Here is a 13,114-nt window from a genome sequence, read left to right as displayed (position 1 = left end):
CAGGAACACTGGTGACCCTGGCTGGGCAACTTGGCCAAGGAACGGAAAAACTGAAGCGCGTTCAACAGCATAAGAACCTGCACGATCATCTCTCCTCCCGTGCCACTGATGTGCGGGCGAGACGGCAGGCGGTGCAGCATCTCAGCGCTACCGTGGCCAATACGCAGCAGTTCGAGTTCCCCGAAGACAAGAAGTTGCGCGCTTCAGCGAGGAAGCAATTGGAGATGATCGAAACACTGCACGGTCAGTTCCAGGAGAGTCCTGCAGCCCTCCTTTCGAACGAGTTGCCGCATACGTTGCGGTTGATTGACCAGGTGGAGCAGGCGGCCAGGGACGCCCTGCGGGAGCAGTGGCGCGCCCATGTGGACGCGATGACTCCCTCTCTGCCGGAGGTGGTGCTGGACGTCCTGGCGACGCAGCCCGCTCAGACGAAGACCGTCAAGAGGATCAAGGAGGTCACGCAGAGTCTCCGGAAGCTGCGGGACCGGTACCCGGTGACGTCCTCGGACCTGAATGAACTGAGGGGCGCGGAGGTCGCGATCAGGAGCACGCAGCAGGAGTTGCAGGCGGCGGCCGTGCCTGATGAGGTGGTGACGTTCCTGAAAGACTGCACGACGGGCGGCGCCACCCTGTCGACGTTGACGCCGGGTGTGATGGAGTGGTTGCGGGCCCATCAGGTGACGCACGCCTTTGCGATCACCATGCGGAGGGCCTGATGCTGACGGCCCAGCAGCGTCAGGCCCTGGCCGAAGTGGTGAAGACCAATGCGTATGGCAGCCCTTTCCTGAGTATCGCGGCGCGCAGCGTTTACCTGCATCCGTCGGCGTTGCGTCAGGAACTGGAGAATGATCCAACATTCGAAGTGTTCGTGAAGCCCGCCCAGGGGCGCAACAGCGAGTGTGTCCGGTTCCGCCTAAGCGCTGGGGCACTGCTCGTCCAGTTGCCGGTTGCCCGTCAGCACCTGCAGAAAGCAGGGTACCCGCAGGCGGACCTGCACGCCCTCCTGCAACGCCTTCATGAGGAGAAGAAGCTCCATGAGGTTGATGGACAACTGCGTCCGGGTGAGGGGCCGGCCCCGGACCTGCGGGTGTACAACCCGGTACGGATCACGGCGACCACTGAGCCGGTCAGTCTCGACGGCGCGGCCAACCAGCCCCTGACGAAGGACGAAACCATCGTCCTCAACGGTCTGGAGAACCTGGAAGCACCGCGGATCAACTTCGGGCTGTACGAGACGTTCGTGACTGTTGAAGAGATTGCGGCGGAAGCCGGCGTGAAGCAGCACCTCGGGGACGCCGCGGTTCCCGGGTTGTTGAAGAAACTCATTGAAAAGCGCCAGGTGATTGAACCGCTCCCGGGCCGCTACCGGTCCCGGATCAGCGAGATCGTGCGTCTCCTCAAGAACGTCAAACAGCGGTTCAAGGCCGGTGACGAGGACAGCGCCCCCTTCCTTATTCAGAGTCTTCAGGTGCGCTTCCAGGACCGGCGGCGCCTGCTGCGTGAGCGCAGCTTCACCGGCGCGCTGAACACCATCCGTGACGGTCAGCGCAGCCGGACTGTGAATGCGGCGGCCAAGCTCCTGACCAGCGGATTTTCTAAGGCATTGGGTCGTGCCCCGGAGGACGTGGCCCTGACGAACGTCCAGGAGCGCGCCCTGCAGGCCTTGGGAAGCGCCTATCTCAGCCGGGCAGGCGGCACGTTCGTGGTGACCGGCAACACCGGCAGCGGGAAAACCGAGGCCGCCCTGCTCCCCCTGCTCCTGGGCATGCTCGAGGAGCAGGTTCGGGAGGGACACAAGGGCGTCAAGGCGCTGCTCGTCTACCCCCGGCAGAACCTCGCGAAAAACCAGCTGGAGCGCGTCTGCGAGTATGTCGCGCACCTCAACCGCGCCATGACGGAACCGGGCGCTCAGGGGCTGGGGGTTCAGCCCTTGAGTGTGGGCATCGTGTTCGGCAACACCCCGGAAACCCAGGCGCAACTCAAAGGTGAGCAGACAGATAGGTACAAGCGCACGTGGCGTCCGTCGGATAACGGCTCCTTCGAGGTGCCGTACTTCTCAGACGCTGATGGGGCCGTGGTCCGGGCCCGGCCGCGGCCCAATGGGCAGTGGGCGATGACGTCCGGCGGGGGGTTCGCGGGGGGCGGCTGGGAACTGCAGACCTTCCAACCCACCCGGGAGGACATCCTCCAGTCCCCGCCGGACATCCTGGTGATCACCACGGAGATGCTGCACCGCTGGTTGATGGACGACCGGGCGCGCAACATCTTTGGCCTGTCCCGTCATTACCGCGAAGCGGCGGCTTTCCACCCGCCACGCGCCCTGGTGATGGACGAGATTCACCTGTACTCCGGTGTGCACGGCGCCCAGATTGCCGCCCTCTTGCGCCGCTTCAAACGCCGGGTCGACAACGCCATGTACGCGTACGCGCAGCATGACGCCTCCGTGCAGAACCCGTGGCGTTCGCCCCTGCTCATCGGGATGAGTGCAACGATCGGCCGCCCCCAGCACTTCTGGCATGAGTTGACCGGGGTCGACGAGCACCGCATCCAGGCCCTGACTCCACAGGACGAGGATTACGGAGAAGCGCAGGGCCGGGACTACTACCTGTTCATCCGACCGGAGTCCTTCTCCAGAGGTAAGCGCATCGGTGACGCGTCCGCGGCGATTCAGACGATCATGACCATTTCCCACAACATGGTCCGGCGCCCCGCAGCGGAGGGCACCCCCGCCAAATTCCGGTCATTGATCTTTCAGGACTCCATTTCGAAACTCAAGAAGCTCACGGTGGAGTTCCGGGACGCGGAGTCCCTCAAGGGGCTGTCCTCCCTGCGCAGCGCCGCGCCTCAGGGCAACTCGACGTTCACTTCACTCGCGTTCATGCAGGGGGAGTACTGGTATTTCGATGCCGCCGATCCCTTCCAGTACAGCGAGGGTCGCCGCGAACCCGGCCGGCCCGTCAGTACGCTGAGTTCAGGCGAGACGCCTGTCTACAGCGGTGAAGGGCAGAGTGCGGACATCCTCAACCGGGACATCATCTTCGCCACCACCAGCCTGGAAGTCGGGTACGACGACCCGAGCATCCAGTTCGTGCTTCAGCATCACGCGCCGAGCAACGTGGCCTCGTTCGTCCAGAAAAAAGGCCGCGCCGGCCGGGACTTGAATGACCGGCCGATCACAGCGGTCACCCTGTCCAGGAACAACTACCGCGACGCGTTCTACTACCAGAACACCAGTTACCTGACGGACCCAGCGGATTACGAACCGGCCTTAAATGCCGAGAACGATTTCGTGCAGCGGTTTCACGCAGTAGCCTTGCTGTTCGACGAGCTGGTGGCCCGCACCGGTCGCAGTTGGCAGCGCGTGCCCCAGGGCGTGACGCTGGACGCTCACCTGAACGCGGTCCAGGGCGAACTGCAACGCCTGGATTCGCGGGGGCAGTTCATCAGCCAGGCGTACAAGTGGGTGGTGGCGGACAGCCTGCAGGCCCAGCCGGAGTACGCCACCTGGGAAGCGCTGTGGTCCTGGTTTACGCAGACCCTCCTGGACCCGGAGGTGTCGTCCCGGGCTGGGGAGAAGCCGGACCTGATGCGCCTGTGTCCGGCCTTTCCGGAAAATCTCTTCAGCAGCGTGAATCTTCCCCTGGTGCAGGTGATGCACCCAGGGCGCCGCGGACCTGAAAGCTCCTGGCAGTTCCTGAAAGAAGACGTGGCCTTGACCTTCAGTGAACTGGCCCCAGGACGGGTCACCCGCCGGTACGGCCGGCACGACCTGTACTGGCGTCCCCCCTACTGCGTGTGAACGGAGGGCGCACGCAACAGAACGTGATCGCCATGGAGCGGTATAAGACGCGCCCGGGGCGCCCGAACGGGCCTTTCCGGCCGGACCTCATCACGGACCTGGGTGACGCGCGTCAACTGGGCAGCGACTTTGAGCGCTTCGCCCCGAAGCGGGTCAGGGCGCTGTACGCCGGGCAGGTGCCGAGCCGCTTTTACCGCCTGAGGTACCTGGAACTGTGGTCGTTCGGCCGCTTGAAGGTCAACCAGGTTCGCGACCCTGTGGAGGGCGCGCAGGCTTACGGAAAGCGCAACGCGGACGGCAGTGTCCGCCTCAAGCTCCTGCGGGAGGCGCCGAACACGGAGAAACACCGGGAGCTCACGCAGGACGACTGGCGGATCATCTCCCCGGAATCCACCAGCTACCCGCTGGGTTTCTCGGCTGCGCGGCCGGAAGGCGCGCCAAGCCACGAAGTGAAGCTCCCGCCCCTCTTCGGGCGGCTGATCCCGCATCTGCAGTACTTCTGGGGCGGCCACGAAGGGCTGCAGTCCCGCCTGAACATCTGGGAGATTCAGTACGGCGCGGAAAGCACCATCGTGATGCACAAGGTCAACCCGCAGGACACCAAGGCCGAGCGCGGCATGAACACCGTCACGTATGCCAGCGAGCACGACGGTCTTCCCCTGCTGTACGGGTATGACATGCGCACCGAGGGGCTGCGGGTGCCGTACGACCGTGAGGTGCTCGACCGACTCACGGCAACGCTCACTCAGCGGCTGCTGGCCGACGAGGCCCGCGGCGCACACCTGCAAGACCAGTTCCTGCGCTACCTGCTCAAGTGCGAGCCCTGGACCGCCGACGTTGAGGGGGGACTGAACGCCTTCACGCAGCGCCTCATGGCCGACGTGCTCTGCACCATGCGGGCTGAATCCCGCGCGCACGGCCAATCCGGCAGGGACTTCCTCCCGGCCCTGCGCGACCCGGCCGGGTGGGCCCAGTTGCTGGGCTGGGCGAAACTCTACTGGGCGGATCACCGCATGCTGAACGACGAGTTCACCGAGCAGGCCGCCCTCACCCTGGCGGACGATGTGGCCTTCACCCGGCTTCAGAAGCTGTTCGCCCGAGTGCAGAATTCACAAAAAGTCAGGGAGTACGTGAGTGACACCCTGGTGCACTCCCTCAAGCATGCCGCACGCAACATGTTCACCATGCACGGCAGCGCTGACTCGCACCTGGTGGGCTCCTCCGCGCAACTCTCCGTCACGCACGGGCACAACGCGCACGAGGCGGCGTTCTACATCTATGAACGCAACCAGGACGGGGCCGGCAGCACCCGGTCGGCATCACGCTTCCTCACGGCAAAACCGGGCCTCTCCCTGACGGGCCGCTTGGTGGAAGAATGGTGGCGCTACACCCTGGAATGCCCCGTGGCGGAGGACGAACAACTGATCAAGGCCGTGATCGGCCCGGACGCCCAGGGACGGGCCGAGGTCATCCAGGAGGTCCGGCGAATTCTGTCCTGCCCCCCTCACGAACGTCAGCAGGGTCTCGCGCAGCTGCAGCACGTCTTGCAGCGCGCCACGCAGTTCACGCTGGAACTCAGTAGCCCCCAGACGGGACGTCTGGCCGCGCAACTTCTCGCCGAAGTGCACGTTCTCGGTGAGACATTCAACCAGCTGGAACTGCTGCTGGAACTGCTCGAACTCGAGCGTTCCCTCTGCCAGCGTTTCAGGCGGCTTCCCCTGCCCGCAGAGGTCGCAGGGTACGCCCTGCAGCAGGTCAAGCTCGGGGAGGGTGTCCCTGAACTGAGCCGCCTGTACACGGTGTACGAGCGCCAATTCGCGCAGCACGTCGGCGATGACGATGATGAGAGCGCCAACGCCACGGACCGGTTCCTGGCTCAGGTGGAGGCCCTCTCAGTCAGCACCTGCGTGGACGCCTGCCCGGCCTGCCTGGCCAGTTCCTGCGACCTGGGGCACATCGATGTGATGCGGCACAACGTCTCCCGCACGCTGCTCAAGCGCGCCCACGAACTGCTCACCGCCGACTTCACCGTCACCGGCACCCACCTGCAGGCCGAAGAGTTGCTTGAGCAGGCCGCGCTCAATGGAGGGTTCGTCATTCACGAGCATGTCGGCCACCTGGACTCGTCGGTCATGCGACGGTTGCGGGCTGCCGGCTTTGAGCAGCACGGTCGGATCTTCGACCCGGAACACCTGAAGATCCGCACCATCCTGTACCGCGAGGATCAGGCATGAAGATCCACGTGACGGACCGCACCAACCGCACCAAACAGCTCATCGCCCGGATGCTGCTCGAGGCCGCCGATCATCAACCGTCGACGATCTGGCTGGTGACCCCCTGGCTGAAGAACGTGGCATTCGACGCCACGGACCTGGGCCCGTACCACAGCCTGTTTGGTGCCCACCGGCACTCCGTGACCCTGCTGGACATCCTGGGTCTGCTCAGCTCGAAACACCTGCTGCAGGTCGTCGTGAAGCCGCCGCATGAACTCGTGCCCATTCCGCTCCTCGAACGCATCGTGACCCTCCACACGGAGCGGGCGGCGCTGCTCGCCCAGGAGCTTGATTTCGACGTGGAGCGAACCCTGCTGAACGTCATCGACGAGAACCTGAGCGAGGCGCGCCGGAGCTTCATCAACCACGCCGACACCCTGATGATGGCTGAGCAACTCGCGCAGCGCGGCGCACAGGTGGCGTTCCGGGACGCCCTGCACGCGAAAGTGCTGTGGCTGCCCAGCGGCGCCCTGTTCGGCAGCGCCAACTTCACCAACGGCGGGCTTTCCTACAATGCCGAGGTGATCGCTGAGGTGCTCGACGACGCCGGCATGGACGCCCTGCTCGGTGCATGCGAACGCATCCGCGAGGAGAGCTGGTCCCGGGACGCCTACGACCTGGCGAACCGCGCCCAGGTCAAAGCCCGGCACACCTTGAACAGCGAAACCTTCTTCGCCTGCGCGAACGACCCGCACGTCGCCAACGACCCGTCCTTCCGTCCTTTGCTCGAGTACCTCGGGGGGCTCTACCGCTGATGACCCTGCATGTCACCCAACGCTTCCTGGACGACCTTCGCCACGCCTCCGCCCAGCCGATGCACGACGCAATCCTCACCACCGTCCGGCAACTGCTCAGCAATCCTGACACCCCCGGGTTGCAGGTGCGCAAACTTCACTTCACGGACGCGTGGTACTGCCGCATCACCAACAACTGGCGCCTGATCTTCGACTGGGGCGCTGGTCACCTCCCGATCCTGTACCGCGCCGTTCAGCACCGCACGTTTGACCGCATGACCGCCCGTGACCTCGGTGAAATCGACCTGCTCGACTGGGACGCCTTCGCCGCCGAGGAACACGACGCTCCAGGCGACGTCTTTACGACCCCAGAGCGGTGGAGTCACCCACCCGACAACGCCACGTACCCCTTCCAGTCCTTCACCGTGCACCAACTTCGCCTGCTGGGCGTCCCGAAGCACCTCGGGCGGACCGTCCGCGAGGCTCCCACCCTGGACGACGCACTCGCCCTGCCCGGCCTGCCCGGCCGGACCCTCGACTGGCTGCTCGCCCTGGCCACGGACCCCGGGGAGCCCCTCAAGGACCCGTTCGGCGTCTTCAAGGAAGCCACCCTCGAACAACTCGAGGCCTACAGCCGGGGCCAGTTGCAAGACCTGCTGCTGCAACTCGCCCCCGATCAACAGGTGTTCGTCGACCGCATTCAGAGCGGCGCGACCCTCCTGAAAGGGGTGGCCGGCAGCGGAAAAACCACGGTCGGTATCCACCGCGCCGTGAAGCTCGCCGAGGCGGGACGGGGCGTGCTGTTCATCACGTATAACCCCGTGCTGCAGCGCGTCACCGAAACCCTGATTCACGCCGTGGCCAAAGACGCCCCCGAGACGGTTCGGGTGGAGAACTACCACGACTGGCTCGTGGACTTGATGACCCGCCAGGGGCAGCCCGTGAACCTCATCACCCGTGAAGGGGGTCTGGACTTGATCCGCCAGGCCGTCGAAGAAGTCCAGCGTTCCAGGTCCTCGGCCGTGCTCGCCCGCCCGCCTGTTTTCTTTTACGACGAGTTCGAGCGGGTGATCAAAGGATTCGGCCTGACGGACATGGACGCCTACCGCCAGGCCCCTAGGTACGGCCGCAAGCAGGCCCTGAATCCCCTGTCACGCGCCGTGGTCTGGGACGTCTTTACCGCGTACAACCGCCGGCTCAAAGACACCCAGCAGATGGACCGCGGGGACCTCGTCGCGAGGGTCTACCACTTGCTGCTGGAACACCCGGACCTCGAGCAGGTGGACGACCTCATCGTGGATGAGGCGCAGGACCTCACCCCCCTCGATCTGCGTGTGTTGCAGCGTCTCGTGCGCGGCGTGAACGCCGCGCAGAAGTCCCTGCTCGTCCTCGGTGACGCCGCGCAGAGTCTGTACTCCCGGGGGTTTTCCTGGAGTCAGGTGGGCCTGGACGTGCGGGGACGGTCATTCACTCTCAAAGTGAACTACCGCAACACCCGGGAAGTGGCCTCCACTGCCGCCGCCCTCGCCGAGCGGAACACCCACCTCAAGCATCACGGCGAACTGATCGACATGAGCTCAGTGCAGCGTTCCGGGCCGAAGCCGGTCCTGGCTCACTTCGACGCCAGTCACGAAACCCGGGCGTTCGTGATCGAGGAGATCACCCGCTTCCGCGAGGAGAACCTACTCCGGCTGCGTGACATCGCCATCGTGACAACCTCTGACGCCCTCGCGCAGGAGTACGCTCACGCCCTCGGGCAGCGCGGCATCCCCGCCGATCATTGGCATCCCCAGCGGGAAGACGTCGACGTCCTGCAAGAAAGCGTCAAAGTCCTCACCATCCAGACGGCCAAGGGCCTGGAGTTCCCGGTGGTGTTCATGGTCGGGCTCAGCGCCGCTGAACTCGGCACACCCGGCACCGTGGAAAAAGACGAACAGGACATCCTCATGGAACGGGAACGCATGCGGTTTTACGTCGGCATGACGCGCAGCGGCGACCTACTGTACCTGCTTGTTGAACGCCAGAACGCCTCACCTTTCATCCGGGAGCTGAGCGGCGTGGAAGTCCGAGGTGAGGCATGAACACCGCAGAACTCGCCAGCCGCGTCCAGATGGCGTCCCTGCCGGAAGCCGAGTACCGACATCCCCACCCGTCGCTCGGTACCTTGCCCCTCGCGTACCCGGAAGCCAAACTCGCCCTGCGCTTTCACGACGCGCCAGGAGTCACTGAGAGTTCCGCGGAGGACTGGCAGGTGATCACCACAAACACCACCCCAGTTGACCTGAAAACGGCCCTGAAACGCCTCGGAGAACTGTACGAGACGCAGATGGCCTCTGCCCCCCCACCCGTCATTGCGCTTCGTCCCCCGCTGCTCCAAGACCCCGGCCCAATGCCGGTCAGTCAGTCGCCTGCGCTTCCGTTGGAATCCACCCCCAGCACGGCCCAGCAGGGTGACCTGGAGGACGTCCTGATCTACTACCTCGGCAGCCACTGCCTGAGGGCCCTGAAGCACGCTGAGGGACCCACAGGGAACTGGCTGCGGCACCGAGGCGACCAGGACCCCTTCATCCAGGCTCTTGACCGGGTACGCCGCCTACTGGTGCCCACCAGCTGAAACCGAGGTTGCCCAAGCGGCTCCTTGCTTGGGGTTCTAGAAGCCATCCCAAAAACGGGAAGGGACGTGCACAGGATGTATCGATAGCATGGGTGAATGATGCTCACCGTCGAAGAAGCGTATGCGGCGATGTTCCGCTACCTCGAAAAGTACTACGAGCGAACCCATACTGACGATGTGGGCGCCTTGCTGGGCGACTTACAATTCGATGGGGAGGGGAAGCCGTTCGACCCTGCTGCTTGGGAGGATTGGATTAAAGCCATCATGTCGGTCAAACAGGAACTCGAGACACCTTAGAGGGTTCTGGCAACTTAACCTCGGCGGAGCCGAATAAGCTCAGCAGGTCGCTTGATTCTCAAGCGACCTGCTGCATCACCTCTCGCCAGAGGCAGAGTGTCTCGGTCTGATTTCGTCGTCGAAGATCGGCGGAAACGGTTGTCCGGGTGTGTCGGTGAAGGTTCGAGACTCGGGCATGCAGGGCAAGGAATTCTTGCGTTCTCTGTCGTCGTTTGAACCCCAGTTGACTTCGCTGCTGTTGCCGTGTGGGTCGATGCGATTGCTCGACCAGATTGTTGCACCGGGCCGTGGACACGACCTGGACGTGTTCCACGTCGTGGAGCACGGGAAGTGCCCGCATGGCCGCACCATAGCTCCACAGCTTGTCGGTGTGGATGGCCTCTGGGACTTCAAACTCACCGAGCAGTCGGGTGAAGAAGGTTCGGGCGGCCACCGTGTCCCGGTGGGGCTGAAGCAGGATGTCGAGAACGGCACCATGCTCGTCGACGGCTCTCCAGAGCCAGTGCTTCTGTGCACCGACCTCGACGTACACCTCGTCCAAAAACCACCGGGAACCCCGTCGGGGTTCCCGGTGGCGCAGCTCCTCAGTCAGGAGGGGAGCGAACTTGATGTTCCATTGCTGCAGCGTTTCGTGACTCACCACGATGCCACGCTCGTGAAGCAGTTCTTGAACGTCACGCTGGCTGAGGGGGAAACGATGGTACAGCCGCAGAGCGTAACCGATCACGCTCAGGGGAAAACGGTGGCGGTAGGGCTTCCGGTCAGTCACGGCCTACCAGACTACCGAGATTAAGTTGCCAGAACCCTAATCGGACCTGGTGGCTGGAGTGGGCGGCTGCATGCACGTCAAGCCCGGCACGTCGAACCAGCTCTGATCTACTGCTGTGGTTCCCAACGAAACGGCTGCGTATAGACGATGTCCGTCTGATACCCCTTAAGCAGTTCCGGATGATTCTTGAAGGTCTCCCCGTCGTTCGACAGGATGCCGATGCCAACCCCGAACCGGAGGTCCGGAGCGCCCTTGAACACGAACGACCCGTGAAGTTGCCCGTAATCGTCGCCCCACACTTGATCTTCGACGTACGGCTCGATGATCGCGGCGACCCGCTCACGGACCTGTTCCCGACTGAGGCTGGACACGAAGCCCAACGTGTGGGTGCCCTGAATGTCAGGCCCATACACCTGCTGCGCGTCGAACGCCCTGAATTCAGGGCCGGAGAAATAAGCGACGAGTTCCTGGTCTACGCGTTCTGTCACTTCCATGTTTCCCTTGGTGTGTTGCACGTGAGCTTCGGGGGGGCGGCAGGCGACCAGGAGGACGCACAGCAGCAGCGCGGGTTTCACTGGCCCCTCCACGCGAGCCAGATCTCCGGGAGCCGGGCGCGGACCTGCGTGAGGACTTCCGGGGGGATTTTCACGCCGTCTTTGAGGAAGGTGACGATGGGCATGCTCTTCATAGGGTAGACGGGCAGACCGACGCCCGTCGCCATGGGCCGCGCGTCGTAATCCTTTTCAAAGTGATCCAGGTTCAGGATACGCGCGAGACTCACGTCGTCCGGGTCGAGTGGAAGCGGGCGTCCACTCTGGAAGATCGCGTCACACCGCTGTCTGAACTCCGCCAGGGTCTTAACGCGCTGGTCGGCCGCGACGTTCTCCACATGGGACAGCAGCGTGTTGTACGCGATGTTCGCGTACACGACCGCCTCGAACGGGTCCTGACCGGGGATCAGATCGACGTTCCCGGTCAACTTTTTCCGGCTGGCTTCCGTGTTGATCCTGGGGTCCTGCGCGGTGGCGTACGCCCCGGAGAACGTCATCTGCACGTCCCGTTTGTCTTTTCCGCTCTGCAGCGTGGCCTCGTCCCGGAGCCCCTGGTTGACGATCACCTGCAGGTCCGGATGGACGGGTTTCAGTCCACGGATGTACGTGCTGAGCATCGGCGTGACGTGCCCGGCGGTCACGTTCTCGGCGACATTCGTGCTGAACGGCGTGGTGGTGCCGGCTGGGCGGCTGGTGCGGTCGAAGTACGCGATGTCCCCGTCCAGCATCTGCTGCCCGGCGGTGGGGACGATGTCCCCGTCCACCCGGTAGTGCCGGGCCGTGACGGGCGCGCTCTTCCCGGCGCCCGCGTTGTACCGGCGGAGCCTCTTCACTTCGTTCGCGTCGATGCCAGGTGCCTGGAACGTCACGACTGAGGCAAAAAACTGGGGCTTCAGCGCAGTGACCAGCTGGGCGATGCCGCCCCCGAGGCTGTGCCCGGTGGACACGGCTTTCCCCTTGAGGCGGGCGAGGTTCGCCTCGATGAGTTGCAGGTTGGGTTGCACCTGCAGCCACCCGATCTGCGTGGGGCTGGCGTCCCCGATGACCGAGTCCACGGTGCCCTCCCGGCCCAGCTGGCGCGCCGCGGCGACCTCCGGCCCTGTCTTGCCAGCGGCCTGGGCTTTCTTGGCGGCGGCGTCGCCTTTGACGTCGAACTGCACGCCTTCAGTCCCGCGGAACGCCACGATCGGCTGCGGCCACTTCGCTTTCCCGGGAATGGGCGTGAAGACCCGCATCTGGAAGCCCCAGCGGCCGGACACGAGCGGGCCCGCCTTGAAGCCGTAGTGCGCGAGCAGCGCGGCCGGGTTGCTGTGCCGGCGCTCGTCCAGCGTGTCGGCGTTCATGTCCCGGGCCGGCTGGTTGCTGTACACCAGCCCGACGGCGAGTTGTTCGAGGAAAGCGTCGTGCGCGAGGACCGCCTCGCTGATGGGGGGGGCGAGGAGGGCCATGAGGGGCGCGCGGGCGTTCGGGTCGCGGATGAGTTCCCCGAGGGCCGCGCTGAGCGTTTTCCCGCCGTTCAGGCGGGCGTACGCCGCGGCGACGCCAGGTCGGTCCCCCGGCGTGATCGCCGAGAGGAGCCCTCTCAGGAGCGCCATGTTCGCGCTGCCGTTCAGGACGTTCCTCGCCTGGTACGCGCCAGTGATGTTCGTCAGGCCGGCCCGGTCGGCGTCGTGGCGGGTCTGGGTGAGATGCCGGGTGCTGCCCGTCGTGAGGTCCTGCGCGGCGGACGCCCCGAGGACGCCGTTGGCGGCACTGGTGCTGACGCCCTCTGCCCAGTCGGGGATGACGTCCCCCAATGGACCCAGGTTCGCCTTGACGGTTTTTTCCATCAGCTGTTCCTGGGTGTGCCGGCGGATCCAGTCGTGGAGGTACGCGGCGATCTGGTCGGGTTTCCCGTACCGGTTGCGGATCTGGAGGGCGTTGCGTTGCAGTTCGGCCAGCACGACGGGCGGCCAGGTGGACGCCGGCGCTTTGACAGGCGTGGCGGGCGCGGCGGACGCTTTGGTGGGGGTGGCCGCGGAGGGTGGGCGTGACCTGAGGGCTTCGGGCATGACGTCTCCTTCCCGGTACGGTACAG

The 13,114-nt window shown here is 64.7% G+C and carries 10 protein-coding genes; 7 read left to right on the top strand and 3 right to left on the bottom strand.

Features of this window, described 5'->3' with window-relative positions; genetic code table 11:
* Positions 1-11: 11 nt before the first annotated feature.
* The 7 genes from LAJ19_RS21565 (at position 12) to LAJ19_RS21535 (ending at position 9,717) form a co-directional block, all read left to right on the top strand.
* Positions 12-716 (top strand): hypothetical protein, encoded by a 705-nt coding sequence (locus LAJ19_RS21565; protein ID WP_225524862.1) that lies wholly within the window; start codon positions 12-14, stop codon positions 714-716.
* Positions 716-3,799, top strand: a complete 3,084-nt coding sequence (locus LAJ19_RS21560; RefSeq protein ID WP_225524861.1) for a DEAD/DEAH box helicase — start codon at positions 716-718, stop codon at positions 3,797-3,799. Before LAJ19_RS21565 ends, LAJ19_RS21560 begins: the two co-directional genes overlap by 1 nt.
* 23 nt (positions 3,800-3,822) lie before the next feature.
* Positions 3,823-6,033: a hypothetical protein gene (locus LAJ19_RS21555; protein ID WP_225524860.1), complete on the top strand. Its 2,211-nt coding sequence runs from the start codon at positions 3,823-3,825 to the stop codon at positions 6,031-6,033.
* Positions 6,030-6,827 (top strand): phospholipase D-like domain-containing protein, encoded by a 798-nt coding sequence (locus LAJ19_RS21550; protein WP_225524859.1) that lies wholly within the window; start codon positions 6,030-6,032, stop codon positions 6,825-6,827. The genes LAJ19_RS21555 and LAJ19_RS21550 overlap by 4 nt, the downstream gene beginning before the upstream one ends.
* A complete protein-coding gene (locus LAJ19_RS21545; RefSeq protein WP_225524858.1) occupies positions 6,827-8,887 on the top strand; it encodes a 3'-5' exonuclease in 2,061 nt (686 codons plus the stop codon). The genes LAJ19_RS21550 and LAJ19_RS21545 overlap by 1 nt, the downstream gene beginning before the upstream one ends.
* Positions 8,884-9,420, top strand: a complete 537-nt coding sequence (locus tag LAJ19_RS21540; protein ID WP_225524857.1) for a hypothetical protein — start codon at positions 8,884-8,886, stop codon at positions 9,418-9,420. The genes LAJ19_RS21545 and LAJ19_RS21540 overlap by 4 nt, the downstream gene beginning before the upstream one ends.
* A 96-nt stretch (positions 9,421-9,516) precedes the next feature.
* On the top strand, positions 9,517-9,717 hold the full coding sequence (locus LAJ19_RS21535) for a hypothetical protein (protein ID WP_225524856.1): 201 nt from the start codon (positions 9,517-9,519) through the stop codon (positions 9,715-9,717).
* 58 nt (positions 9,718-9,775) lie between these two features.
* Here LAJ19_RS21535 and LAJ19_RS21530 read toward each other — a convergent pair whose 3' ends face one another.
* From LAJ19_RS21530 to LAJ19_RS21520, 3 genes are all read right to left on the bottom strand, one after another.
* Positions 9,776-10,486: an IS6 family transposase gene (locus tag LAJ19_RS21530; RefSeq protein WP_225524855.1), complete on the bottom strand. Its 711-nt coding sequence runs from the start codon at positions 10,484-10,486 to the stop codon at positions 9,776-9,778.
* Positions 10,487-10,593: 107 nt separating this feature from the next.
* A complete protein-coding gene (locus tag LAJ19_RS21525; protein WP_225524854.1) occupies positions 10,594-11,061 on the bottom strand; it encodes a hypothetical protein in 468 nt (155 codons plus the stop codon).
* Positions 11,058-13,088 carry a lipase family protein gene (locus tag LAJ19_RS21520; RefSeq protein WP_225524853.1) on the bottom strand — a complete coding sequence of 677 codons (2,031 nt, stop codon included), beginning with the start codon at positions 13,086-13,088 and terminating at the stop codon, positions 11,058-11,060. Before LAJ19_RS21520 ends, LAJ19_RS21525 begins: the two co-directional genes overlap by 4 nt.
* Positions 13,089-13,114 lie beyond the last annotated feature (26 nt).

The organism is Deinococcus taeanensis, assembly GCF_020229735.1.
Lineage (GTDB): Bacteria > Deinococcota > Deinococci > Deinococcales > Deinococcaceae > Deinococcus > Deinococcus taeanensis.
The sequence above is the reverse complement of the archived record's forward strand: the minus strand, read 5'-3'. Positions and strand labels throughout refer to the sequence as shown.